The organism is Paenibacillus sp. UNC451MF (assembly GCF_000686845.1).
Classification (GTDB): domain Bacteria; phylum Bacillota; class Bacilli; order Paenibacillales; family NBRC-103111; genus Paenibacillus_S.
On the sequence record NZ_JMLS01000039.1, the window covers coordinates 13,988 to 39,651 of the forward strand.

The following is a 25,664-nucleotide window of genomic DNA, read 5'->3' on the forward strand; positions in this document are numbered from 1 at the left end:
AAGCCGTTCCTCCGGGTCGATTTGCCATCTGAAGATAATTCAAATTTGGAGGAATGACAATGACAAGCGAAAGAACGCGGGAGATAACCGTTAAGGTATTATCCTATAACATCCACCATGGAGTTGGCGAGGACGGTAAGCTTGATCTGGTCCGTATAGCCGATGTTCTTAAACAATCTGAAGCAGAGGTAATTGCTCTTCAAGAGGTGGATAACCATTGGTCGGAACGAAGCGAGTTCGAAGATCAGGCGAAGCGGCTAGCCCAACTGCTTGAAATGAACTACACGTTCGCAGCTAATTTGCAGCGTCCACCGGCAGAGGGCCGTACTGAACCAAGACAGTATGGAGTCGCTATTTTAAGCGCATTTCCTATAGTCGCTACCCATCATTATGAGCTGCCCAAAATCCATGAAGCCAGTGAGCAAAGAGGATTGCTGGAAGCGACGATTCGAATTGGCGAAACCGAAGTGAATGTATACACCGTCCATTTGGCGCTATCATCTGAAGAGCGGCTTCTGCAAAACAAGAAGATCATTGAGATCGCACAAGGAAAAAAAGAATATGCTATTTTCATGGGTGATTTTAATGCAGGGCCAACAGCGATGGAAATGCGCCCGATGTTCGAGCTTTATGGAGAAGCTTTTGAAGGGCAGCAGGAGGCCTTTACTTTTCCGGCTATCAAACCGAATATCCAGGGAGATTATATTTTTTATACCAAAAACCTGGAAGCGATCCGGAGTGAGATTATCGTGACGCTTGCTTCCGATCACCTGCCTCCATTTGCCATATTGCAATCCCGATAGTCCACCCTACTATATAAATATTTGTAAGGAGAACATAGATGAACAGTAAAATTCGTGTAGGAGTTATCGGAGTAGGATCTATTGCCGATTCCCATTTGAATTCATACCGACATAACCCGGATGCCCAAATCGTTGCCATATTCGACCTCAATAAAGATCGGGCGCAGGCAAAAGCTGAGACATATAGCATTCCGGCCGTGTATACAGACTGCGATGAATTACTTGCCAATCCGGAAGTAGAGGCCGTCAGTATTTGTACGTGGAACGATTCGCACGCGGACCTGGCTATCAAGGCATTGAAAGCCGGCAAGCATGTGCTCGTGGAAAAACCTTTGTCCCAAACGGTGGAGCAAGCGCTGAAGGTAGAGCAAGCCGTTAAGGAGAGCGGCAAAGTACTACAAGTCGGCTTTGTACGGCGCTATGCAAGCACAACGCAAGTGGTGAAGCAGTTTCTGGATGCAGGGGAGCTCGGCCATATTTATTATGCCAAAGCATCCTCTTTGCGCCGACTCGGGAATCCGGGAGGCTGGTTCTCGGACAAAGAACGTTCCGGCGGTGGACCGCTCATTGACCTCGGTGTACATTTTATCGATTTGTGCTGGTATTTGATGGGGCGACCTAAGGTAAAGACGGTAAGCGGTAATATTTATCATAAGCTCGGCAATCGTTCCCATATCACTAACTTATCTTATTATAAATCCTCGGATTACGGGAAGAAAAACGACGTTGAAGATTTGGCCAGTGCGCTGATTCGTTTTGACAATGGGGCGTCATTGCTTGTCGATGTGAGCTTTACACTTCATGCTAAGAAAGACGAGGTAAGCGTGAAGCTGTTTGGCGATAAGGGCGGAGTTGAGATGGAACCGGAGCTGACTATGGTCACCGAGAAGCATCAGACGATTCTTAACGTTCATCCTCAGATGGATCAATTAAAGTTCCATGCGGCTACGGCCTTCCAGAACGAGATCGATCATTTTATTTCCTGCTGCCAATCCGGAGATAAACCGCTTAGCTCTGTGGAGGATGGAGTGGAAATGATGAAAATCATATGTGCAATCTATGAATCGGCAGATAAGGGAACAGAAATATCGTTCTGATCTTATTGTGGAGGTAATCGTTAGAATGAGAGTCGCAATAATTGGATGTGGAGCTAGGGTGACAACCCATGCTGAATGTTTTATGAAAATACCTGATGTCGAAGTTGTCAGGGTCTATGATCTACAAGAAAAGCGAGCGACTGAGCTAGCTGAGCGATGCAAGACCAAGGTATTTACGTCGTTTGAGAGATTAATTACCGAAGCCAATCCTGACGCGGTCAGTCTATGCTTGCCCGTCTCTATGCATAAAGAGTTTATTAAGGAAGCATCGCGGTACGGAAAGCATGTGATTTGCGAATCGCCGATCGCGCTAAGCCTTGCTGATGCGAGGGAAGTCATCGATGTATGTGATTCTAATGGAACGAAGCTTTTGATAGGACATCCCGTACGATTCTTGCCTAGCTACGCAAGCTTGAGACAAGAAATCAAATCCGAAGCTATAGGTGATATCGGCGTTGTTCATATGAAACGGATAGGGCTGTATCAGGAAGAGGCTCTTGGAAAAATAGATGATTCAGCCTATCCCCGCAGTATATTCGATTTCATCATCCATGACATTGACTTTATTCGTTCCGTGCTGGGTGAGGTGAAGAGTGTTTACGCGCTTAATAGGAGAGCAGGATATCATGATGTTACGGTGATGACGCTTCGTTTTAATAACGGGGCCATAGCGAATTTGCAAGGGCATGTGGGGCATCCCGAAGCTCCGTCTTTTGAAGTCGAATTTGCGGGACGCAGCGGGCTTATCCGGTTTAACAGCAAGCATATTTCGCCGATACGTATTCATAAGCCTACGGGAGTAGAAGGGTTGGATTGGAATCATAATGACTCCTTACAAGATTCTTACTTACCTAAGCTAAAGCATTTTGTCGATTGTCTTGCGAATGGGAAGGAGCCTATTATCACAGCTGAGGATAGCTATAAGGCGTTGGAAATTGCTTTGGCTGCCGTTCATTCCATTCGAGCGGGTGTTCCGATTCCAATCGATAGCATAATGTCACAAAAGGGAGGGAATTCAAATGGCTCCTATTAAAATTGGAATGATCAGCTTTGCGCATTCCCATGCGAACACCTACTTTCATATCCTCATGTCGATGCCAGGCGTGACTGTCACTGGAATAGCCGACGAGAATAGAGAACGCGTGAAGAAGCATCTCGAGAAGCATGGAATTCCTTACTACTCGGATTATAAACAATTGTTGGGAACCGATGTGGACGCGGTCATCATCTGTTCGGAAAATGTGCACCATGCGCAAATGACCATAGATGCCGCAAAAGCAGGAAAGCATGTGCTGTGTGAAAAACCGCTCGGGGTTACCGTCGAGGAAATGAATACAATGATCGAGACGTGCAAAGCGCATGACGTCCAATTAATGACGGCATTTCCATGCCGATATATTCCTGCTGTGGTTCAAGCCAAGGCCGCCGTTGAGCGCGGAGATATCGGAGACATTCTGGCTGTAAATGCGACCAATCGCGGCACAATGCCTGGCGGTTGGTTTGTAGACCCTGCTTTGTCTGGAGGAGGCGCCGTATTGGACCATACGGTGCATGTTATGGATTTGTTGAATTGGTTTATGCAAAGCACTCCTACTGAAGTTTATGCGGAATCGGGGACCTTATTTCATGATATCCCGGTTGAAGACTCTGGCATGGTTCATGCCAAGTTTGATAACGGGGTATTCGCGGTAATAGATACGAGCTGGTCCAGAACAAAGTCATTTCCTTTCTGGGGAGATGTCACGATGGAAATTATAGGAACCCATGGGGTAATTTCAATTGATTCCTTCTCTGAAAAGAATGAAATATTTAGCGACTCCAAAATGAAGACAGAATGGAAATATTGGGGCGAAAGCATGAACAAGGGCTTAATCGAAGATTTCGTACTTTCTTTGCGAGACCGTCATCGTGTGCCGATCACGGGTGAGGACGGACTTAATTCCACACAGGTTGCGCTCGCCGCTTATGATTCAATCCGGCAGGGAACTCCTGTTGCTATTGGTATAAGACAATAACAGTAGCCTAGTCAAGTGACTATTGAAGAAAGGGACCTTTAGGGGCATTAGGCTGATTTGCTGCGCAATAAGCTGCGGTCGTTACGGATCGGAAACAATTAACATACAAAAGGCAAGGGGAATGATTACTTCCGGCTTGCCTTTTTTTGTTGTTATAAATCCAGGTTACCGCTTATTAGATAACTGACTATTTTTTATATTCCACACGTGTTATTGAGTCCCACTGCCGCCGTTTTCGGGTATCCAGTGCAGACTATGGCTAGATTTTTAATCCATCAGTGAGGCCTCAAGCTTATTTTTCATGCCCAAATCTCAACTCTTAATTTCGTAATCCAGCAAGTGTAACTCGAATGATATAATAGTGGCAAAGCGGCTATTCTTACATTATTTGACGATGCTGGAGGGATATGCATGGAACGGTTGTATTTACTGCAGTACGAGTATTTAAAAAGCGTTCCGGTTCCGGAAGGTCACTTTCAATCCCATGATAACTATGAAATTTTTTATTTTCATGAGGGCAAAGGAAATTATTTGATTGGTGATAAAATTCATGTGTTAATGCCGGGAACGCTCATCGTCATGCATGGTTTGACACTGCATATGCCTAAAAGCTTTGATGGTTATCCTTATGTCCGAACCCTTCTTAATTTTGACCCGGGTTACTTTCGTGCGGCATCCGAACATATGTTTGTGGTAAACCCACTGGAGCCATTCGAGAGACTCGGTAACTATAAAATACAGCTCGATGAAAGCGAGAGAGCTGAATTTGAAGAGCTTTTATGCAAAATGAACCGTCTATACTGCACAACAGATGCCGTCTCGCAAGAGAGGTTCCGCGTGGTTTGCCTAGAAGCGTTGTTGTTCATCTGCCAAGTTCTGATGAAATCGGTAGAGGAGGAAGTGAACTTCCCCTCGGAAAAGGAACAGCATGTACAGAACGCACTGACCTATATTGAAAAAAACTATATGACGGATATTTGTCTCGATCAATTGGAAGAATCCTTGCACATCAACAAGTATTATTTAGTGCGTATTTTCCGTGAGACTACGGGGATGACCATGTTTCACTATATCTACAAGCGGAGAATTAATCAGGCCAAAATTTTATTTTTGCTTGAACCGGAAAAATCCGTGACCGATATTTGCTACACCATTGGATTCAAAAACCATTCTCATTTCAGTAAAGTATTCAAGCAATGGGAGGGTAAGACACCGGATCAATACCGACGCCTATTAAAAAGTCAATTATAGAACAATTTCATATCGAACCTGGTCAATGGGAAAGTAACTTAAGCCCTTCATCTCCTGTTACACTATGTAATATCAACTGCAGTTGAAATCGCTTTCAGTCATTGAAGAGGTGAAGCCATTTGCTAGTACTGACAGGTTTTGCAGATGAGATCTCTGGTCAATTGGAAGAACAGTTGGACGTTCTTGCAGCCGAAGGAATTTCCCATTTGGAACTACGAGGCGTTTATGGCAAGAACGTCATGGATTTAACCGAAGATGAATTAACCCAGTTGAAAGCATCGCTCGATGAGAAAGGCATAGGTGTATCGTCCATCGGCTCCCCGATTGGCAAATACCCGATACAGGATCCGTTCGATAAGGAGCTTGAGAAAATGCAGCGTGCTCTAGCTATCGCTAAGAAGCTGGGCACGTGCTACATCCGGGTGTTCTCTTATTTTATTCCATCCAATGAAGCGCATGAGAACTACCGGGATGAGGTGCTGGCCCGCATGAAGCAGCTTGCTGAACGGGCCGAGCAGGAAGGAATCACACTGTTATTGGAAAACGAAAGCGGCGTATATGGCAATACGGATGAACGCTGTTTAGAAATATTACAGCATTGTGGTTCTTCAAGCCTACGGTTGGCCTTCGATCCGGGAAACTTCGTAATGAACGAGATCATGCCGATGTTAGAGGCCTACCCATTGCTGTCCTCTTACCTTGAATATGTACATATTAAAGATGCCGACAGGCAAGCACGAATATTTGTCCCTGCAGGAGACGGGGACGGTGAATTCCCCTTATTCGTGAAGGCACTGAAGGAGCGGGAGTTCTCGGGATTTTTGTCAATCGAACCGCATTTGCACAAAGCTTTTCCTGAGCATAGCGGGCCAGAACGGTTCAAGATTGCTGCCCAGGCTTTGAAAAAGCTGCTGCAAAAGGAAGGCTTGGCTTGGTCCTAAAATAGGGGAGGGACGACATATGAGTACTTCAAGAATAAAAGTTGGCTTGGTTGGCCTGGGGAATATCGGGAAAACCCATATCCGAAATATTAAAGCTATTGAGCAAATAGAACTGGTAGGCGTGTGTGACCTTGTGGTTGAAAAAGCAGACCGAGTGGCATCGGAGTGCGGTACCTCTGCCTACTACGATCATAAGGAGTTATTTAAGCATTCCGGTTTGCAAGCGGTCATTATTGCGGTACCGCATTATAGTCATCCAACGATCGCTATCGATGCTTTCGAATCCGGCATCCATGTGCTTTGTGAAAAGCCGTTGGCAGTTCATGTAAATGATGCGCTGCGAACCATCGCAGCTTATGCCAAAGCCAAGCAGCAATACCCTGAGCTAGTATTCGGCATGATGTTCCAGGAACGAACACTTCCTTTTTACAAGAAAATCAAAGAAGTAGTGGATAGCGGTAAGCTCGGACAGTTGACTAGAGCATCGTGGATCAATACGGCCTGGTTCCGTTCCCAGGCATACTACGATAGCGGCGATTGGCGGGCAACTTGGGCTGGAGAAGGCGGCGGTATCTTGACGAACCAATGCCCTCACAACCTTGATTTTTATCAATGGGTGTTTGGAGTGCCGGCCAAGATCAGCGGACATGCTCACATCGGCAAGTATCATCATATTGAAGTAGAGGATGAGGTTACCGCCTATTTCGAGCATGAGAACGGCATGATCGGTCATTTCATAGTGACCACGGCGGAGTCACCGGGAGTCAATCGTCTAGAAATTGTAGGTGAGAACGGCCGCCTCGTTTATGAAAGAGATAAGCTGCTGCTGTACCTCAACCAAATTTCTATGCTTCAGCATTTGAGAGAAACGACGCAAGGATTCGGGAATGTGAAGTGTGAGGAAACCGAGATCGTTGTGGACACGGACGTGCCGTCAGGACATAAGGTTGTGACGGAAAAGTTCATCAGCAAGATTGTTACAGGAACAGGGGAATTGATTGCTGAGGGGACAGAGGGAATCCATTCGGTCACCATCGCCAATGGCATTATGCTTTCTTCCTTCACCAAGCAAATGGTGGAGGTGCCCTTTGACTCAGATCAATACGAAGAGCTTTTGAAGGAACTCATATCGTCTTCAAAGTTCTATAAAGAGGCCTCTATTGCGATAGAAGAAGATATAACACAATCGTTCTCCAAATAACAGATCGTAGGATCTGAGGAAGCTGGCTGCTGTGTATCCGGGTATATATCGGCGCAGCAGCTAATGACTACTTCGTTTGTAAGCGTTTCAAAACAAAGGAGGAATATCCTATGCAATTCGTGTTAAAAAATATAACCGTAGTCATTGCATCCTTGGTGCTAGCGATCTCAACGGCAGGCTGCAGTTCCCTCGGTGTGAAGGAAGAAGCTCAACCTTCTGCCAAACCGGCCGGAACAGGAGCGGAAGCATCTGCCGGGGGTAAGCCCGTAAAGCTGCGTATCATGTGGTGGGGTTCACAGGCAAGGCATGATGCTACGCTGAAAATATTGGATCTTTATACAAAAAAGAATCCTAATGTGACTTTTGAAACCCAGTATCAAGGCTTTGACGGTTATCTGGACAAACTGACGACCCAAGCTGCTGCCAAGAATGCTCCGGATATCATTCAAATGGATGCCGCTTGGCTGGCCGACTGGAACGGTAGAGGTCAGCTTGCGGATTTGTCCTCCGGTATCAATACTAGCGACATTGATCCGAGCTTATTGGATACAGGGAAGTACAAAGGCAAACTAACCGCTCTACCGTTAGGCAACAATGCGTGGGGCATGATTTATGATAAAGCCGCGCTAGAGAAGTTGGGAGTGGCCGCACCGAAGGACGGCTACACATGGGATGATTTCTTCAAGCTGGTAGAAGAGATCAAGCCAAAACTCGGTAAGGGGCAATATGTCATCAAGGATGGTACAGCCGATACAACCCAATATGCAGCGTTCCAGTTGAGCAAAGGAAAGGGTTGGCCGGTTACATTGGAAGGTAAGTTTAATTACGACAAAGAAACCTGGCTCGAATGGACGAAGAAATTTGCTCAGTTAAGAAAAGCCGGCGTCGTGCCGCCGCCAGATGTACAGCTGGCCGATAAGGACTTGGATCCGACCGCCGATATGCTGATTAACGGCAATCTATTGTTTAAAGGATTGCATGCTGCACAGGTATCCGCGTATGAAGAATTAAAGCCCGGTGCGATCGGTGTGGCGGCGATGCCTAAAGCAGCACAAGGGGGCGGATGGCTGAAAGCAACTTTTTACTTTAGTATCGGTCAGGACTCTCAATATAAAGAGGAATCGAAGAAATTTATAGATTGGTTCATTAACGATCCCGAAGCAGGAACAATCGGGGGCACCACACGTGGCGTTCCGATTACGAATAAAATCGTGTCGCTGCTGCAGCCGAAATTTAGCCTTGGAGATAAGCTGACAGTAGAAATGATTAATAAAACAGCTGTGAACTCACAAGTATTCAACCCGGGTGCACCAGGCTGGGCGGATTTCGGTAAAGATGAGAAGGATATCAGGGAACGGTTAATGTTTGAGAAAATCACACCGGAGCAGGCTTATGACGAGTTGGTGAAGGCTGGCAAGAAATACGAGAAATAACCTCAGCAGAACGGAGCTGATAGGATGAATCAAGAATCTGTGATGGCCGTTAGCAAATCCACAAATAAAGCAAAAAAAACCAAATTACATAATCATTCGTATTCGCCTTTGGCAGGTTACTTGTTCATTTCTCCATGGTTGATTGGTTTTGTTATATTAACTGTGTGGCCCATGATTCAATCATTTTACTACACGTTTACGGATTTCTCACTTCTCAGTCCGCCGAGGTGGATAGGGATGCAGAACTTCAAGGAGATATCGGAGGATCGTTTTTTCTACAACTCGTTGAAGGTAACCTTCACTTTCGTATTGACCTCCGTTCCGGCCAGGCTTATCTTTGCACTGCTTGTCGCTATGCTGCTCAACAAAAAAATGAGGGGCATCAGTTTCTACCGAACTATTATTTATTTGCCTTCTCTCATTGGAGGCAGTGTTGCGGTAGCCGTGTTATGGAAAAATATTTTCGGGATTAACGGCTTCATCAATCACATTGTTCCATTGTTCGGTATCGACCCTAAAAATTGGATCGGAACACCAGGAACCGCATTAAGCACACTGGTCGCTTTGAGTGTGTGGCAGTTTGGCTCTGCGATGATCATTTTTTTGGCGGGGCTGAAGCAAGTTCCAAATGAACTCTATGAAGCATCGTCTGTGGATGGCGCGTCTAAGCTTCGGCAGTTTTTTACCGTGACGCTTCCTCTATTGTCACCCGTTATCTTTTTCAATCTCATCATGGGTGTCATTAACTCATTCCAGTCATTTACTGCAGCATTCATTGTGACGAACGGCGGCCCTCTTAATTCTACGGAAATGTATGCTTTATACTTATACCAAAAGGCTTTCGCGACGCTTCATATGGGCTATGCCTCCGCGTTAGCCTGGATACTGCTGGTCATTGTGGCGATCGCGACCGCAATCAATTTTATAGCCTCCAAGTATTGGGTGTTCTACGAGAATGAGCCGGGAGGGAATCGATGAGGACGTTAACCTCGAGCAAGCTGCTCACCCATATGCTGTTGCTGATTTTTAGCGCGATTATGTTTTATCCGGTGCTCTGGTGGATCGGTGCATCGTTCAAGACCAATACAGAGCTTAGCTCGCCTAGGATATTTCCCGGCACTTTTCAATGGAGCAACTTCTCGGACGGCTGGGTAGCGCTTCCCAAGTATACCTTTACTTATTTTTATATCAACAGCATACAGCTGACTCTTTCGACGACAATCTTAACGGTGATTTCAAGCAGCTTGGTTGCTTTCGGCTTCGGAAGATTGAATTTTCCTCTCAAGAAGATGTGGTTTTCACTGCTTCTTCTGACGATCATGCTGCCAAGTCAGGTGACATTAATCCCGCAATACGCTATGTTTCATAAATTTAATTGGATCAACACCTACCTCCCATTTATTGTACCTAGCGCAATGGGCGGAGCCTTCTTCATCTTCTTGCTGATTCAGTTCATAAGGGGTATCCCGAGCGAGCTGGATGAATCGGCCAAAATAGACGGCTGTACCTGGTTTGGAATTTATTGGCGCATTGTTATGCCTTTAATGAAGCCTGCTCTAATTACTGTCATGATCTTTTCGTTCCTATGGCACTGGGAAGATTATTTCGGTCCGCTCATCTATTTAAATTCAGTCGATAAATTCACTGTGCCTCTTGCTTTACGAATGTTTATAGACACTCAGTCAGCGGTTTCCTGGGGGCAGGTTTTGGCCATGTCGCTTCTATCGATTATCCCTCAAATCCTATTATTCTTTGCAGCCCAACGTTATTTCGTGGATGGAATAGCCACTTCAGGGCTTAAGGGATAGAGAAAAATAACATAATGAGGAGAACCAGTTGCCGGTACAGCTGGTTTTTTTTTTTCAGAATGGCAAAGGAGATGTGAAATGCGATGCGAGAACCTAAACCTTACTGGCGAGATGTTCCCAAAGAACTGCGTGTACAAATTGAAGAAATCATGGCATGTTCTATACGCAGAGCTACTCGTGTATTTGGGGGCTACGGACCCACTGCAACCTTCCGATTGTTCCTAGAAGATGGCAGAACCTTATTTGCCAAGGGAGCCGGGAAAGATTCTATTGCTGAAAATTGGAGAGTGCTTCCGTTAGAAGAAGCCATGTATCGTGATGTCACTTCGATTACGGCCCTTTCTCCTCGTTACTATGGGTCCGTTAGTGTTGATGGTTGGCATCTTTTATTATTGGAAGATTTAAGACAGGTAAGAAAGGTTCCTCCTTGGTCTAAGGCATTGGCTTTGCAAGCAATGAGAGACATAGCAGCTTTTCACATAAGAGGAATTACTGAAATGAATAAGGTTGAAGCAATGACTGGCAAAGGAGTGACCGATAATTGGCTTACCATAAAAAATAACATGGAGGAAAGAAATTATTTTCTTGGACTGTTCGAGGACAATAGGAAAGAAGCAGAGGCTTGGCTTGATGCGGTTATTGACACGTTGATCCCCATAGAAGGGGAACTAATGCGTTCAGCCCAGCCTTGGGGGCTAATCCATAAAGATATCCGATCGGATAATCTTTGTTTCCGAAACGATGCTTTGGTGCTGTTTGATTGGGCTTTAGCATGCAGAGGCCCCCTAATATTCGATGTAGGTTTTTTCTTTCCCAGTATTGAGGGGGAAGGCGGGCCTCCTGCAGAATGTTTATTACCTGAATATAGAAAAGAAATGGCCGCTCACGGTATTGATTTCCCCCCATTCGCCGAACAAGCTGTGGCCGCAGCTACCGCAGGTTTTTTTGCAACGAGAGCCGGGAAACCACCCATACCACTGCTTCCACGGCTCAGATATATTCAACGGTTACAATTGGGACCCGCTCTACGTTGGTCGTCCAATCTTCTAGGGCTACCATATCCTCCTACATTTAATTTTATTTGATTGATAAACGTTTCATTCACGGGTCATTTTTAGTTAAACATCATTATTGAAAAGAAGCCGCTGTGGTGAGCTGCTGAAAGTAAGCCTTGAACTCTGTGGCTTTCACAATCGACACAAGTAGTGCAAAGATGAAACAAAAAGATCGAGTTTAGGAGGCAGCTTTATCCTAGACTCGATCTTTTTGCTTCGTTAAGGAGATGCTACTGAAGATTGGCCCCCCCTAAATGGACTTATTCGCATGCACATGACTCTAGATCGCATTTACTCAATCTTATCACTAGAGCGGTATTGCAAAGGCGATTCAGCTAGCAAGCTTCGGTGGAGCGTTCAACAAGAGATAATATCCGAAAGAGGTGTAAGTAATGCCGCATTGGCAACCAGATCAAGCGATCGTGACAAATGCTCGGAAGCCGGGGGCCCCCTCTGGAAGCGAAGTGGTAGTGGGCCGCTTCGGTCTCGAGCATGGCGGGGAGGAGCGGACTCATAAGCGGCCTGCCCAAATGGCATACCTCTATAACGTTATGAAAGCAATCCTTTCACAATTAACTGCGATCACTATGATAAACTTTTGCTATGGCGTAGTAGATTGGAAAGTAAGTTGGGAGAGGTTCTTCAAAAAAGACTAGAGAAGTACAAGGCGGAAGCTTTAAAGAGATGTTAAAATATTAGGGAGTTGTTCGATCGAAAAGAAGGAGTCCCGCACACTTAACCCATCTATCAAGGGAGTGATTGATATTTCACTTATTTATCGATTTACGAATCAATCAATTCGTTTCAAGCTTATTGTAGGTTTGTCGGTATTTGTCGTTCCTCTCTTGGCGCTGTTAATTTTTCATAGCTTCTATGCTATCCGGGTTGTAAGTGATCAAGTAGCAAAATCGAACGAGAATATAACGATGTTGTATATGGATCAGATCGATCGTACTTTACAAGAAATGGATACTTATCTAAATATGACCGCCGCGTTTGAAAGTGATTTACTTCAGCTTGGTTTTCCGGAGCAAGACGCTCGGGACCAATATCAATTTGCCAAAATTAATTTGTTTAATAAGATGGAAAATGATTATACGCAATATAAGTTTGTTGACTTAATGTTCGTTTACTCAGCTGTAAATCATGATATTATAACGAATGCCCCTCCTGCCATTGCTTCAGGGGATTTAAAGAAGAGGAAGCTTTGGTTAAGCGAGCTATTGCAAGATGAGAACCAGGTACTTACATATGGTAATAAACGATGGTTTGTTCATCAGTCGGGTGATCAGTACTATCTCGTTATTATTAAAAGTATTGGAAACGTATACATTGGCGCTACTGTAGAAGCCTCCAAGCTCATGGTGCCGCTCAATTTATTAGAGCTAGGAGAGGATGGGAGGGCGATACTTGTGAGCGATAAGGACGAACTAATGACAGTAAGTCAAGAGAATGCTGCGGACATCGCCTTGCTTACGGACGAAGGGCTCAAAGAGCATTCAGAGGAATATTTGCAAGTACGCAAGCATTCTAGCCAGGGAGATTTTTCGCTTCTGATTCTACTGCCTTATCGAACGATTTTGGAAAATTTGCCTGCACTCCGTTCGATGTCTGCACTGATCGTATTGGGTTCCGGTATTCTTTTCCCTATATTTTATATGTATTTGAGAAATATTATTCTTGTCCCTATGAACCGGATTATGAATGTCATGCGGAGAGTAAGAGACGGCAATTTAGAACATCGTGTGGAAAAATTCCCGGTATCCTATGAATTTGGATTGATGAATGAGGTGTTTAACACGATGGTTTCTCAAATCAAGGAGCTGAAGATTAGCGTGTACGAAGAACAGCTGTTATCCCAGCGCGCAGAGCTGAAGCATCTGCAGCTGCAAATTAACCCCCACTTCTTTTTGAATGCACTTAATACGATTTACAATATGGCTCAGATGAAAAACTACCCGTTTATTCTGGAAATGTCCAGCTATATGATTCAATACATGCGCTTTATGTTCCAAACCAATCTAAAGTTTGTATCGCTAAAGGACGAGTTGACGCATACACAAAACTATTTACGTATACAAGCCATGAGATTTCAGGATGGTTTCACTTATGACATTACTGAACCGGAATATGGATCGAAAGTACAGGTTCCGCCGCTTCTGATCCAGACCTTTGTAGAGAACACAATCAAGCATGCCATTACAATGGACGATCCGATTAAAATAACGATCGATATACAACTGTGTGAGGAAGAACAGCCTTACTTGAGGATTGTGATTAAGGACACAGGACGAGGCTTCCCCGAGGAGGTTCTTGAGCAATTGGATAGGGGGAACCCCATCGTTAGTGATGAGCGAGAACATATTGGAATATGGAATATTAGGCGAAGGCTTAAATTGCTATATCACGAAGAGGCACGAGTTGACTTAATCAATGTAAAGCATGGAGGAGCCCAAATTGAAATTCATGTTCCTGCTTATTGAGGAGCTGAACTCGGCATTTTTGCAATCTTTTTTACTAATCCATAGGTGACTGAGGAGGGGCAACATGTTTCACTTGCTAATTGTTGATGATGAAATGCACGCGGTAAAAATGATCGAGTCCTGTATCGAATGGGAGCAGTTGTCCATTAGTCATATCCATGTCGCGTATAACATTAGACAAGCCCAAAAAATGTATGAGCAGTTCCCGATCGATTTGATGATATGTGATATCGAAATGCCTCAGGGAAGCGGAATCGATTTGTTAACCTGGGTACGGGACTACTATCCGAATAGCGAGTCTGTTTTTTTAACCTGTCATTCCGATTTTAACTATGCTAAAAAAGCAGTGGCACTCGGGAGCCTGGATTATTTGCTCAAGCCGGTTCAATTTGACGAATTAAAGCAGGTTGTACATAGAGGATTATCTAAAGTAATGGAACGCAAGCAACAGCAGGACATCCAAGAAAAAAGCCAGTATTATACGGAACTGTGGAAAACACAGCAGCCGCTTGTTTTGGAACGGTTTTGGCAAGATGTATTTCATCAGCGAATAGCTACTCATCCAGCTAGTATTTATGATGCTATTCGAACAAATCATCTGCCGATTGATGAACAGGATCAGTTCATTCCTATTTTGATCTCGATTCAACGGTGGACCCATAAATTCACACTCCGTGAAGAGCGAATGATGGAGTATGCTTTGCAGAATACTGCGGAATACTCGATCTTACACGGTTCAAGGAGCAGACAAATTACGTGGGTTACCGCAGATATGCTCCTTGTGATTGTGCCGGTGGATGAACAGCAGCAGCTCGGAAAGAGTGAGCTTGTTCATGAATGTGAAACCTATATGTCCGCATGTACACAATACTTCGGGTGTGAATTGAGCTGTTATGTGGGTGATAGAGGTCAAGTGACGTCCTTAGCCAAGCAATTTGAGGGCCTGCTGGAGTTGAGGAAAAACAATATCAGTCCTACGAATAAGGTCATCTTCTACAATGATTGTAGTCAAAATTCCGACGAGGTAGACATCATTGAAATGAATGTATGGTTGGAACTATTAAAGCGGGGAGCGTACCATTCCATACTCGCCGGAACCGATCAGTACCTGACTACACTTATGAATAGGGAGCAATTGTCAGCGCAGGTGCTCCAGAAGTTTTTGCAAAGCTTTCTTCAAATTATGTATCATTTCATCCAATCAAAAGGCTTATTATCCTATCAAGTGTTAGGGGAGCTAACGTCGACGGAACAGCTATCCCAAGCAGTCCGCTCTGTGACCGATTTGAAAACATGGGTCAGACAAACCTTGGAGCTCACCATAGTAAGTTGCCGTACGGAGCATACCTTGATGTCCAAAATAAAAGGATATGTGATGCAGCACCTGGATCAGCCCATTTCCAGAGAGGACATTGCCAAATATGTCAACCTGCACCCGGATTACTTATCCAGATGGTATAAGAAGGAGACGCAAAAATCCATTATGGAGTACATCACAGAGGAAAAGGTAAGGGTGGCGAAGGAAATGCTGCTGACGACAGACTTGTCGGTCAGTGATATTGCGATGAGCGTAGGTTACAGTAACTTTTCCTATTTCTCAAAAGTATTTAAGCACGTTGTAAGCATGAATCCCAATGAGTATCGCAAAACAAAAAGTCAGAATAATGCTATGAATAAGTCAGTATAGTAGTGGTTCAGAGCTGCTGCCCAGCTTACAATGAATTTAGTAAAGCGCTTACTAAATTATGCTGGAGGGAGGCCGTCATGACCGCACTACGAAGCAGCTTGAGCATTAGAAAGCATCAAAAGTTTATGGCACTCTACTTAATGTTATTACCTGGTGTTATTTACTTGATCATTAACAATTACATTCCTATGCTCGGCATTGTTATTGCTTTTAAAGATGTGAATTTTGCGCAAGGGATACTCGGAAGCGATTGGGTAGGGTTCAAAAATTTCGAATATTTATTCAAAACAGAAGATGCTTTTATTATTACGAGAAACACTATTCTGTATAACATTGTATTTATAGTCCTGAATCTTGTTGTTGCTGTTGCGCTAGCTATATTGTTAAACGAATTAAAGAACAAGTTTGTGCTTCGCTTCTATCAAAGCGCTATATTACTGCCTCACTTAATGTCTTCCGTTATCATTGGTTACTTGGTGTATTCATTGCTCAGTATGGAAACCGGGTTGATGAATAATACCATCCTTCCACTATTCGGGCTGGAAGGGATCATGTGGTATAGCGATCCGAAATATTGGCCCTTTATTCTAACCTTTGTGAAGGTGTGGAATACAGCAGGATATTTATGCATCGTGTACTTTGCTGCGGTAGTGGGTATCGATCAAGAATACTATGAAGCAGCAACTCTGGATGGGGCCAACAAATTGCAGCAAATTTTGAAAATAACCATTCCGGCCATTACTCCTGTAATTATCGTTATGACCTTGCTTCAAATCGGTCGGATTTTTTACTCGGACTTCGGTTTATTTTATCAGGTTCCTCTAGACTCGGGAGTACTGATGCCTACCACGAATGTGATTGACACCTATGTCTATCGAGCCTTGTTGAAAAGCGGGGATATCGGCATGGCGTCGGCAGCGGGGGTTTACCAGTCTATCGTTGGTTTCATCATTATTATGATAGCGAACTATGCTGTCAAAAGAATCAATCCGGATAACTCCCTATTCTAGAAAGGAAACAGCAGCCATGAAGTCTAACCCAGTTGAGCAGTGGATTATTAATGTGATCTTTATCGCCGTCACCCTCTTTTGTTTAATTCCGTTTATTTTGCTTATCTCATCATCCATTACCAGCGAAACCGAAATCGTGAAGAATGGATATTCCTTGATACCGGCAGAACTAAGCTTCGAAAGCTATATGTATTTGTTCAAGGATCCCACGGTGATTGTTCGCGCTTATGGGATATCCATTCTGGTTACAATCGTAGGTACGCTTTCCAGCTTGATCATTATGACTTTGCTGGCATATCCGCTGTCCCGTAAGGAAATGCCCATGCGAAATTTCTTAGCCTTCTTTGTTTTTTTCACGATGCTGTTTAATGGCGGACTGGTGCCTACTTATCTGATGTACACCAATCTGTTTAATATGAAAAATACGATATGGGCATTAATAGTGCCCGGAGCCCTTGTCAACGCCTTCTTCGTCATTTTAATTCGAACCTTCTTTTCTATGAATGTTCCGAAGGAAGTCATTGAGTCCGCTTATATGGATGGTGCCGGTGAGTTCAAAATTTTTACACGTATTGTCATTCCTTTATCTACTCCAGTATTAGGTGCAGTTGGCCTATTCCAGTTGATTCACTATTGGAATGACTGGTTTAACGGCCTGATCTACATTACGGATGAAAGGCTGTACAGCATCCAGGTATTACTGAATACGATTTTGCTTAATGCACAATATTTATTGAATAACGTACAGTTTTCGGACGATTTAGGGCAGACGGGTCAAATTCCGGGCAATGGATTGAAAATGGCGATTGCTGCGATCGGCGTCATTCCCATTTTAATTACATATCCTTTTTTTCAAAAATACTTCGCTAAGGGACTTACAGTTGGTGCAGTAAAGGGATGAAGCCATTGCTGTTAAACGTTGTTAGCCTATTAAAATAACATAGGAGGGGCAAGTCATGCGAAGTCGGTTTCAATCTATCCTAGTTGCCGTGTTACTGCTTACATTGCTTGCAGGCTGCAGCACTGCGGCACCTGCATCACAAGATTCCAATAAAAAAGATGGGAATGTCGGTAAGCCGCCTCCATACGAAGTCAAGCTCGTATTTTACAGTTCACCACAAAAAGATTTAAAGCTGATAGAAGAGGAAATGAGTAAAATTACGCTCGAAAAAATTAACGCAACCGTCAAGCTGGAAAGAATTGAGCCTGCTGCTTGGGATCAGCAAACGATTCTAATGTTGACCGGCCCTGAACAGGTAGACCTTATTGTTACCGGCAATCAGTCCTTTTGGAGACAGGTAGCACAAAAGCAACTGCTTCCTCTGGATGAACTGGTCAAGAAATACGGCCAAGATATTATGAAAGCATTTGAGCCTGAAATATTGAATGCCGCCAAGGTAGACGGGATTTTGTACGGCGTACCGACCATTCGAGATTTCGCATCCAATGTAAACGTATACATGAGAAAGGATCTGCTAGACAAGTATCATTTGGACTTAAGCACCGTTAAAGCGCTCGACGACTTGGATCCATACTTTGCAGCTATCAAGAAAAATGAACCCACTATTACTCCTTTAGTCAAATCGGTTGCACCAAAGCCGATTATCAATCGTGTCATTGATAACCAATGGGATGTACTAGGAGATTCTGTGGGCGTATTGGAAAATCTCGATAGTCTTAAGGTCGTAAATCTGTATGAAACCCCAGAATACGAGAAGCTCATTAATACGGTTCGACGCTGGTATGAAGCCGGATATATCAGCAAGGATGTTGCGACAAGCAAGGATGCGGCAGCAGAATTAATTAAAGCCAAAACAGCCTTCGGTTCCATTCAGAAGGGCAAGCCAGGAGCACATGCACAAATCGAAAGCAGAGTAAACTTGAAGCTGGAGTCTGTCGATATTGGCCGTCAAATTACAAGTACGACTAACGTCACAGCCGCCATGCTTGGAATTCCCAAAAACTCCAAGGATCCTCAGCGTGCCATGATGTTCTTGAATTTGCTGTATTCCGACGCCAAGCTAATGAATCTGATCTCTTGGGGCATTGAAGGTAAACATTATGTGAAAATAAATGATAAACAAATCGATTTTCCGCCCGGTATAGACGCAAGCAACAGCGGATATAACAGTCGTCAGGGCTGGATGTTCGGCAATCAGCTGCTCACATATACCTGGAGTACCGATAGTCCCAACCTGTGGGAGGATATGGATAAATTCAACCGCGAATCCAAGAAATCCATTGCGTTAGGGTTTAACTATAATCCTGCACCTGTAAAAACCGAGCTTGCTGCGATCACCAATGTGGTTCGTCAATATCAGGACGGTCTGGAAAATGGCAGCTTGGATCCGAAGGTAAATTTGCCTAAATTTAATGCAGCGCTCCATGCAGCGGGAATAGATAAAGTCATTGCGGAGAAGCAGAAACAGCTGGACGAGTGGGCTGCAAAAAACAAGTAACCAGGAGGATGTATCCATGAAACTATCAATTGGCGGATATTCATTTTACAACACATTTGCTAACGGAATGATAGACGTATTTGGCTATCTGGAGACGGTTAAGTATCGCTACAACCTTAATGCTGTGGATATGTACAACCGCTTTATCGGAGACAACAGCAAACCATTGCTTGAGCTTGCAGATGAGAGCTATATTCGGAAGGTTCGTCAGGCTCTTGATGAAAAGGAGCTGCAAGTAGTGAACTATGCTGCGGATGCGGCAAGTATTTGGGATGAAGATCCGGACAAACGTGAACTGCTCTATCAGAATGCTTTGAAAAATATTAGAGCCTCTGAGATTTTGGGTGCTAAAACTATACGAATTGATACTGGTGGCGCTTTCTCGAATAATCCTAATGGGGTTTTTGATCATATGAGTGATGAGCAGTTCGAGCTTATTGTTACAAGGTATCAGGAGTATGCCAAGCTTGCAGCTGATTTTGGCGCTAGGATCGGTCCTGAGAATCATACGGGTCCATCGCTGAATCCGCACTTTATGAGAAAAATTGCAGAAGCCGTTGATCATAAGAATTACGGTGTGCTCCTACATGTTGATCGTTGGAAAGTGGATCCGGAAGCAGGGGATGCTATGGTAGCACCTTACGCTTATCATATCCACTTTGGCGGGAATACATTGGCCCAAGAGGAAAAGTCTATTGCTATTGCGCAAACCATAATAGACTCCGGCTTCGATGCTTACTGGGCTGTGGAGCATAACGGTCCTGGCAATCAATATATTGAGGTAGAGTGGACGCTAGCCGCAATGAAAAAAGTACTTAAGAACGTCAAGTAAACAATACAACCATTAAGGTTGAACCAAAAGGAGAGATAGCCATGAGTAAAGTTCGGATCGGCATTATCGGAGTAGGATTAATTGGTATCACCCATTTACAAAGATATGCAGAAATTGAAGATGCCGAAGTGGTTGCAGTATGTGATATTAATGAGGAGGCGGCACGGCGGGTTGCAAGCCAGTTCAACGTCCCCGATATTTATACAGATTTCCGCGAGCTGCTCCAACGTGATGACATTGAGGCCGTCGATGTATGCCTTCATAATAATTTTCATGCACCAGTAACGAATGAGGCATTGCGCGCCGGCAAGCACGTTTATTGCGAGAAGCCTATTGCAGGCACGTATTATGATGGCCAAACCATGTTGGACGCAGCAGAAGATACGGGCAATTTACTGCACATCCAGCTCAACACTTTATACAAGAAAGAAACCCATGCAGCTATGGCGCTGATTGAAGGCGGTGCTTTAGGCAAGCTGTACCACGCAAGAGCAACAGGCTTCCGTCGCAGAGGTCGTCCGTTCGTAGATGGATACGGCACGAAATTTTTCAATCGGAAGGAAACTGCAGCCGGTGGAGCCCTAATAGATATGGGCGTTTATCATATTGCGCAGCTATTATACTTAATGGGAATCCCCAAGCTGGAGCGTGTGTCAGGCAAAATCTATCAAGAAATGGATATGGACCCTGTCCGTCGTGCAGAATCGGAGTTTGATGTGGAGGAGCTAGGGGTAGGCTTAGTCCATTTTGAAGGCGGGGCTACCATGGATATTATTGAAGCCTGGTCCATTCAATTAGATGGTTTCGAGGGGCCGAGTCTGGTAGGCAATAAGGGAGGGATACGATTCCCGGTCAGCAATCCCAATCTGCCACAAACGCCGTTTTCCTATCATTCGACTGTATGTGACATCGATTTGGACAGTACGGTAAATTTGAACATTATGAGCCGTCGCTGGAGCGGAATCAGGGAAAACTATACGGCATATAACTCTTCGCAGGAGCACTGGATTGCAGCTTTGCAAGGAAAAGTATCCCTGCTGCCAACGGCCGAGATTGCACTGAAAACAATGATGATTAGTGAGGGCATCTATTTGTCTGACAAACTTGGTCGTGAAGTGACGGCAGATGAAATTGCTGCGCATTCCAAATCCACACTTGTTTGCGTATAAAATGTAAAGATGGTCTGGATAAACCCTGCAGCGCTTGCTGCGGGGGACTTTTTTTTCAGTTGTGAGAGGAGAGGGGATTACGCGTGTCGGAAGAAAATGTACGGATTGTTGGCAAGCAGATGTTAAGGATGCTTAAAGTTTTCAATTTTGTTGTGTATGGTGCAATTGCCATCTATAGTACTTTTTTTGCATTATACTTGCAAAACCTCGGCATTTCCAAGGTTCAGATTGGTCTGCTTGTTTCAGGTGGGCCGTTAATCGGTTTGGTCGCCAACCCGCTATGGGCTTATTTTGCAGATAAAATACGTAATAATAAAAGAATTCTTATAATTTGCTTAGTAGGTAACTTCATCTGTATGCAGTTTGTGTTTTTAACGGAAAATTACGTGTGGATTTATAGCTTGATGCTCTTTTTCTTTGCTTTTCAAAGCCCGTTGTTTACACAATCCAATAGTTTAATTCTCAATGTGATTGATGGGACCAAACATAAATTTGGTGAGATTCGAGCGTGGGGCTCGCTTGGTTGGGCGCTTATTGCAGTTGCGGCGGGGCCCATTATTGGCTGGCTTGGGATGCGGCAGTTATGGATTGTATTTGATTTCATGATGCTGATGGCCATCTGCTTCACATTCCTCCTTCCAAGCGGCAATGAACGGGGATTAAAAGAGAAATTTACGAATAAAGGGTACTTGCAGGTTTTTAAAAATAAATTTTTTATTACCTTTGTCATTCTAGGTATATTGATTTCCATTCCTAACTCTATCAACCTTACTTTCATTTCTATTTATATACGTGACTTGGGCGGCTCAAATACGATGGTCGGCTGGTCCGCATTCGCAACCGCCATTTTGGAGGTTCCGGTATTTTTGTTGCTGGACCGTTACTTAAAGAAGCAGTCCGGTACGATGCTGGGATGGGTGATTATTATCGCGATGCTATTTTCCTTCCGCTGGTTATTGATGTCGTACGCTGCATCAGCAATCCAGGTGGTTTTCATTCAACTGCTGCATTCGGTTACCTTCGGTGGCTACTACTATATGGGTACGCAGCTAACCTCGCATTTGGTGCCTAGCCCTTATCGTTCAAGCGGTCAAGCGATTTACGGCTTAACCTGGGGAGGCATTTCCGGAATTGTGGCAGGTGTTGTCGGAGGCTGGATGTTTGAGAACCTGGGGCCGACAACCTTATATCAAATATGCTTCGGGTTAACTTTAATTGGTGTAGTAGGATTTTTCTTGCTATGGTTTTTTTTCAAGCGTCAAGAAAAAAGCGGCCGACTGCGATATGCAGACTCTTACACCGCATGAACCAATTGTCAACCATAGATCCTATGCAAAGTGTGTAACGCAATGGCCCCGTAGGACTGCAAACGTTGTTAGCAAAACATCTTCCAATTCAACTACCCGTGCTTCCCAAGGATTTACCACTGCTGAAGGGAATTAAGGTGAATAACAAGGCATTGGAAGGCTTTGCGGACAATGTTTTGAGTACATGCTGGAACTACATTCGAGAATAGGAAGTGTCCCAGAAATTAGACCGCATCATATGCGAAATGATGTAGAAGTAATTGAAGCTTCAACCGTATACGGTAAAACGACTTTGATCGTTCAAGATAAGAAGGATCCATCGTGATCGGTTCAATATCAGATACGTTTCAATGTCGCATGCTAAGAATAACCAGGCTGCCTCGTAACTGTACCACTTGTAAAGGGCATTCTAGCAGAATGAAAGAAGATGCTCTCTGAATTGAAACGAGGCCACTGAAAAAGTCCCTGTGATGTGAGAAAGGTACAGTCACTCAAGAAAATTGAGGAGACTGTGCCTTTTTTCTATATAATGAAAACATCCTAAGAAGAGGGTGTTTACAATAATTCAACAGCAATGCACACTTGAACATGCTTTTTGTTAATTTCCTTCAACATGAAACACACCAATTATGGTTTCACCATCAAAGTCATACAGCGGAATATCCTGACCATCTGGCGATCTACTGCTTTGAATCGCAATGGCTTCCTCGGTGATTTTGGTAGCTCACCGTCTATGTCTTTTTTCAGCACATATCCTTTTGTGCCATTCACACCTATAGCACTGATTAATTCAGGTTCCGCTTCTTTCGAAGCAGCATCTGTAGCAGAACCGTATGTCTGTCCGTTTTTATTTTTAGGATAGCTCATATTCTTAGCGCCAATATGATAAGAACCAATTATGATTTTCCCATCAACATCATACAGTGGGACGTCACGACTAGTTTCACCGAGATAATCTTTTTTCAGCAAATATCCTTTAATGCCATTCATACTTCCTGTATGGATTAAATCAGGTAACATTTCAACGGTGGTGGCTTCTTGAGCAGAACCGTATGTCTGTCCATGTTCATTTTCAGGATAGTTGAGAGGATTTGGATGGCTTTGATTAGTCGAGCTGTTAACAGATGTGCTTTGGTATGCCATTACACCTTCCACTACACAAACGATAAAAGTAACACCAATCAATAATATGAAGCCTTTGGAGTACACCCTCACATTTGTTCACTCCCTTAAAGTTCCTCACTCTTTGCTCAATAACCGCCGTCTTATTAATTTCTTATACGACACCAAATTAAAAGTCGCGTTGTATGTCTAATGGAAAAACTATAAAAGAGGCTCTAAACAACATTAGAGAAACATTCAGGGTCATGTTGAAGTTAAACAAGAATTTGGTGATTATATTCCCACTTCAGTTAATAGTAAGGAAATAGTTCAATTACATGGAGAATAAACGCAATATGAAATCAAAGAGTGCTGTTTATGGCTACATAGAAATTGATGGTGCAGATGCAACCCATAAATCAAATGAAGACAAAATGATATAACAGATTAATGCTAACATGAATTATTGGGAGGATGCATTTTAATGCTACCGTTATACGGAAACATTGCTTTGTTTCTATTGCTTATTATCCTTATCCCTGGGGTATGTATATCTGTATACTTCGGTGCTGTTAAAAAAAATGAGAGCAAAATGATGGCAGCCATTGCCATGACGTTGCTCCCCTGCATCCCACTTTTTATTATGTTAGTCAGCGCAGGGAATCAAAAAGATGAAAACGAAATTGAAGCACAAATTCTATCCATGGGTGGAACCATTATTCTTATTGAGAAGGTAAGTTCCAAAGCTACACCTTTTAAGCCTGTTCATAAAACCTTTGGCGCTCACTTCAAAATTCAATATAGTTTGAATGGACAGAAACATATTGCTTGGTTCAGAGGTGATCGGGCAATGATTCAGTCACCACAGCCTACCTTCAGTGAAAAATGGATACTTAAATATTAGGCATCTCCATAAAAGAGAAGTTTTTGTATTTTTTTATTGTATTGTTATTCTGAAAAAATAGGGTTATGTTCCATTTTCGGACTTGTAGTTAGAGAGGAATTTTTCTATGGAGGTATATTTCTTTCTTACGCTCTTTTGGCTAACCGTCATTGTTTGGTGTCCAATGACACAAAAGTGCCTACATTGTAGATTTCTGAATCTTGGCAAGGACCTCGGACAGTAACGGAAACTTGATCAAGGAAGCTTGATTTTACTTTTAAAGTAGACTGGACAGGTTTATTATCTCAGTTACTTCAACCAATATTTATAATGTTAAAATAAACGAGGTACTAAACTGCCGCGTTAAGCTAAACCAGCTAATAACTTGTCAAGATTTTTCAATAGAAAATGGGGAAGATGGTGCTATACTAATTACTGAGCATGCCAAATAACCCTCCGACGTGGTTTTGGAAAGTTTTTCATGGGTTTCGTTTGATTGATTCGAGGTATGCTTCTTTTCGTTTAAGCATGGCAAAAATCCAATGTAGTAACTTGTTAACACATGCGATCATCGCTACTTTGTGAGGGTTTCCTTCAGCCACTTTTTTATCGTAAAAAGCCTTGAGCTTCTTACTCCCAGAGCGCCTCAGCCCGCAAAGTACTGCCATGTACAGGGCATGTCTGAGTCTGCTAGAGCCACGTTTTGTGATCCGATTAATCGTAGCCGTAAACTTGCCTGAGATATGAACACTGGGATCCACACCAACAAAGGCAACGAGCTTTTTAGGGTGATTAAACCGATCAATCTCACCAACTTCAGAGATAATCGTTGCCGCGATTTTTTCTCCGATGCCGGGGATGGATTGGATAATCTCATATTCCTCAACTTCATTTGCGAGAGTATCTATTTGCTTTTCGAGGGTAGATAGATGCTCTTTATAATGGAGCAGCATGCTAATGTACATATTCATACAAAATAAGTGACTATGAAATGGTGCTTTGCGAAACGGATTTCGAATTGCAGCCGCCATAAGGTTCTGGGCCTTTTCTCTAGCCCATTTTTCAGAACGACCTGGACATAAAACCGCAATCCTCTCGGTTAATTAGTTTCACCGGCACTGAGAACGTC

Annotated in this window: 22 protein-coding genes and 1 pseudogene; 21 read left to right on the forward strand and 2 right to left on the reverse strand. The window is 43.7% G+C overall.

Features of this window, described 5'->3' with window-relative positions:
- The first annotated feature begins 59 nt into the window (after positions 1-59).
- From BP97_RS0128460 to BP97_RS37725, 20 genes are all read left to right on the forward strand, one after another.
- Positions 60-803: an endonuclease/exonuclease/phosphatase family protein gene (locus tag BP97_RS0128460; protein ID WP_028552152.1), complete on the forward strand. Its 744-nt coding sequence runs from the start codon at positions 60-62 to the stop codon at positions 801-803.
- Positions 804-841: 38 nt separating this feature from the next.
- Positions 842-1,900 (forward strand): Gfo/Idh/MocA family protein, encoded by a 1,059-nt coding sequence (locus BP97_RS0128465; RefSeq protein ID WP_028552153.1) that lies wholly within the window; start codon positions 842-844, stop codon positions 1,898-1,900.
- A 25-nt stretch (positions 1,901-1,925) separates the two neighbouring features.
- Positions 1,926-2,933, forward strand: coding sequence for a Gfo/Idh/MocA family protein (locus BP97_RS0128470; protein ID WP_036746698.1), 1,008 nt, complete (start codon positions 1,926-1,928; stop codon positions 2,931-2,933).
- Positions 2,920-3,915 (forward strand): Gfo/Idh/MocA family protein, encoded by a 996-nt coding sequence (locus BP97_RS0128475; protein WP_028552155.1) that lies wholly within the window; start codon positions 2,920-2,922, stop codon positions 3,913-3,915. Before BP97_RS0128470 ends, BP97_RS0128475 begins: the two co-directional genes overlap by 14 nt.
- 411 nt (positions 3,916-4,326) lie before the next feature.
- Positions 4,327-5,166 (forward strand): helix-turn-helix transcriptional regulator, encoded by an 840-nt coding sequence (locus BP97_RS0128480; protein WP_051621025.1) that lies wholly within the window; start codon positions 4,327-4,329, stop codon positions 5,164-5,166.
- A gap of 119 nt (positions 5,167-5,285) precedes the next feature.
- Entirely contained in the window at positions 5,286-6,107 is an 822-nt protein-coding gene (locus BP97_RS0128485; RefSeq protein ID WP_028552157.1) for a sugar phosphate isomerase/epimerase family protein, read from the forward strand.
- Positions 6,108-6,126: 19 nt separating this feature from the next.
- Positions 6,127-7,308, forward strand: a complete 1,182-nt coding sequence (locus BP97_RS0128490; RefSeq protein WP_028552158.1) for a Gfo/Idh/MocA family protein — start codon at positions 6,127-6,129, stop codon at positions 7,306-7,308.
- 110 nt (positions 7,309-7,418) lie between these two features.
- Positions 7,419-8,741, forward strand: a complete 1,323-nt coding sequence (locus tag BP97_RS0128495) for an ABC transporter substrate-binding protein (RefSeq protein ID WP_051621026.1) — start codon at positions 7,419-7,421, stop codon at positions 8,739-8,741.
- A gap of 24 nt (positions 8,742-8,765) precedes the next feature.
- On the forward strand, positions 8,766-9,719 hold the full coding sequence (locus BP97_RS0128500) for a carbohydrate ABC transporter permease (RefSeq protein WP_028552160.1): 954 nt from the start codon (positions 8,766-8,768) through the stop codon (positions 9,717-9,719).
- The gene (locus BP97_RS0128505) at positions 9,716-10,549 is read left to right on the forward strand and encodes a carbohydrate ABC transporter permease (protein WP_028552161.1); all 834 of its coding nucleotides are present in this window, start codon (positions 9,716-9,718) and stop codon (positions 10,547-10,549) included. Before BP97_RS0128500 ends, BP97_RS0128505 begins: the two co-directional genes overlap by 4 nt.
- Before the next feature lie 83 nt (positions 10,550-10,632).
- Positions 10,633-11,634: a phosphotransferase gene (locus tag BP97_RS0128510; RefSeq protein WP_028552162.1), complete on the forward strand. Its 1,002-nt coding sequence runs from the start codon at positions 10,633-10,635 to the stop codon at positions 11,632-11,634.
- A gap of 362 nt (positions 11,635-11,996) precedes the next feature.
- Positions 11,997-12,260: a hypothetical protein gene (locus BP97_RS0128515; protein ID WP_028552163.1), complete on the forward strand. Its 264-nt coding sequence runs from the start codon at positions 11,997-11,999 to the stop codon at positions 12,258-12,260.
- Between the two features lie 99 nt (positions 12,261-12,359).
- On the forward strand, positions 12,360-14,087 hold the full coding sequence (locus tag BP97_RS0128520) for a sensor histidine kinase (protein ID WP_051621027.1): 1,728 nt from the start codon (positions 12,360-12,362) through the stop codon (positions 14,085-14,087).
- 64 nt (positions 14,088-14,151) lie between these two features.
- Positions 14,152-15,774 (forward strand): response regulator transcription factor, encoded by a 1,623-nt coding sequence (locus tag BP97_RS0128525; RefSeq protein WP_028552165.1) that lies wholly within the window; start codon positions 14,152-14,154, stop codon positions 15,772-15,774.
- A 77-nt stretch (positions 15,775-15,851) separates the two neighbouring features.
- Positions 15,852-16,784, forward strand: a complete 933-nt coding sequence (locus BP97_RS0128530; protein WP_028552166.1) for an ABC transporter permease — start codon at positions 15,852-15,854, stop codon at positions 16,782-16,784.
- A gap of 16 nt (positions 16,785-16,800) precedes the next feature.
- Positions 16,801-17,685 carry a carbohydrate ABC transporter permease gene (locus tag BP97_RS0128535; RefSeq protein ID WP_028552167.1) on the forward strand — a complete coding sequence of 295 codons (885 nt, stop codon included), beginning with the start codon at positions 16,801-16,803 and terminating at the stop codon, positions 17,683-17,685.
- A 55-nt stretch (positions 17,686-17,740) separates the two neighbouring features.
- The gene (locus tag BP97_RS0128540) at positions 17,741-19,243 is read left to right on the forward strand and encodes an ABC transporter substrate-binding protein (RefSeq protein ID WP_028552168.1); all 1,503 of its coding nucleotides are present in this window, start codon (positions 17,741-17,743) and stop codon (positions 19,241-19,243) included.
- A gap of 16 nt (positions 19,244-19,259) precedes the next feature.
- The gene (locus tag BP97_RS0128545; protein WP_028552169.1) at positions 19,260-20,075 is read left to right on the forward strand and encodes a sugar phosphate isomerase/epimerase family protein; all 816 of its coding nucleotides are present in this window, start codon (positions 19,260-19,262) and stop codon (positions 20,073-20,075) included.
- Positions 20,076-20,116: 41 nt separating this feature from the next.
- Positions 20,117-21,244, forward strand: a complete 1,128-nt coding sequence (locus BP97_RS0128550; protein WP_028552170.1) for a Gfo/Idh/MocA family protein — start codon at positions 20,117-20,119, stop codon at positions 21,242-21,244.
- An 83-nt stretch (positions 21,245-21,327) separates the two neighbouring features.
- On the forward strand, positions 21,328-22,551 hold the full coding sequence (locus BP97_RS37725; protein WP_231506477.1) for an MFS transporter: 1,224 nt from the start codon (positions 21,328-21,330) through the stop codon (positions 22,549-22,551).
- Positions 22,552-23,178: 627 nt separating this feature from the next.
- On the opposite strand, the gene BP97_RS37730 is transcribed toward BP97_RS37725, so the two are convergent.
- Entirely contained in the window at positions 23,179-23,766 is a 588-nt protein-coding gene (locus tag BP97_RS37730; protein ID WP_036746700.1) for a hypothetical protein, read from the reverse strand.
- 370 nt (positions 23,767-24,136) lie between these two features.
- Between BP97_RS37730 and BP97_RS0128570 the strand changes: the two genes are divergently transcribed.
- A complete protein-coding gene (locus BP97_RS0128570) occupies positions 24,137-24,556 on the forward strand; it encodes a hypothetical protein (protein WP_028552171.1) in 420 nt (139 codons plus the stop codon).
- 458 nt (positions 24,557-25,014) lie between these two features.
- Here BP97_RS0128570 and BP97_RS37735 read toward each other — a convergent pair.
- A pseudogene (locus tag BP97_RS37735) lies at positions 25,015-25,638 on the reverse strand (IS110 family transposase); the annotation flags it as partial.
- Positions 25,639-25,664: the final 26 nt, after the last annotated feature.

Excerpts from the sequence above, each read along its gene's own strand:
- BP97_RS0128460 (WP_028552152.1), top strand. The coding sequence starts at position 60 with ATGACAAGCGAAAGAACGCGGGAGATAACCGTTAAGGTATTATCCTAT.
- BP97_RS0128465 (WP_028552153.1), top strand. The coding sequence starts at position 842 with ATGAACAGTAAAATTCGTGTAGGAGTTATCGGAGTAGGATCTATTGCC.
- BP97_RS0128470 (WP_036746698.1), top strand. The coding sequence starts at position 1,926 with ATGAGAGTCGCAATAATTGGATGTGGAGCTAGGGTGACAACCCATGCT.
- BP97_RS0128475 (WP_028552155.1), top strand. The coding sequence starts at position 2,920 with ATGGCTCCTATTAAAATTGGAATGATCAGCTTTGCGCATTCCCATGCG.
- BP97_RS0128480 (WP_051621025.1), top strand. The coding sequence starts at position 4,327 with ATGGAACGGTTGTATTTACTGCAGTACGAGTATTTAAAAAGCGTTCCG.
- BP97_RS0128490 (WP_028552158.1), top strand. The coding sequence starts at position 6,127 with ATGAGTACTTCAAGAATAAAAGTTGGCTTGGTTGGCCTGGGGAATATC.
- BP97_RS0128495 (WP_051621026.1), top strand. The coding sequence starts at position 7,419 with ATGCAATTCGTGTTAAAAAATATAACCGTAGTCATTGCATCCTTGGTG.
- BP97_RS0128500 (WP_028552160.1), top strand. The coding sequence starts at position 8,766 with ATGAATCAAGAATCTGTGATGGCCGTTAGCAAATCCACAAATAAAGCA.
- BP97_RS0128505 (WP_028552161.1), top strand. The coding sequence starts at position 9,716 with ATGAGGACGTTAACCTCGAGCAAGCTGCTCACCCATATGCTGTTGCTG.
- BP97_RS0128510 (WP_028552162.1), top strand. The coding sequence starts at position 10,633 with ATGCGAGAACCTAAACCTTACTGGCGAGATGTTCCCAAAGAACTGCGT.
- BP97_RS0128515 (WP_028552163.1), top strand. The coding sequence starts at position 11,997 with ATGCCGCATTGGCAACCAGATCAAGCGATCGTGACAAATGCTCGGAAG.
- BP97_RS0128525 (WP_028552165.1), top strand. The coding sequence starts at position 14,152 with ATGTTTCACTTGCTAATTGTTGATGATGAAATGCACGCGGTAAAAATG.
- BP97_RS0128530 (WP_028552166.1), top strand. The coding sequence starts at position 15,852 with ATGACCGCACTACGAAGCAGCTTGAGCATTAGAAAGCATCAAAAGTTT.
- BP97_RS0128535 (WP_028552167.1), top strand. The coding sequence starts at position 16,801 with ATGAAGTCTAACCCAGTTGAGCAGTGGATTATTAATGTGATCTTTATC.
- BP97_RS0128540 (WP_028552168.1), top strand. The coding sequence starts at position 17,741 with ATGCGAAGTCGGTTTCAATCTATCCTAGTTGCCGTGTTACTGCTTACA.
- BP97_RS0128545 (WP_028552169.1), top strand. The coding sequence starts at position 19,260 with ATGAAACTATCAATTGGCGGATATTCATTTTACAACACATTTGCTAAC.
- BP97_RS0128550 (WP_028552170.1), top strand. The coding sequence starts at position 20,117 with ATGAGTAAAGTTCGGATCGGCATTATCGGAGTAGGATTAATTGGTATC.
- BP97_RS0128570 (WP_028552171.1), top strand. The coding sequence starts at position 24,137 with ATGCTACCGTTATACGGAAACATTGCTTTGTTTCTATTGCTTATTATC.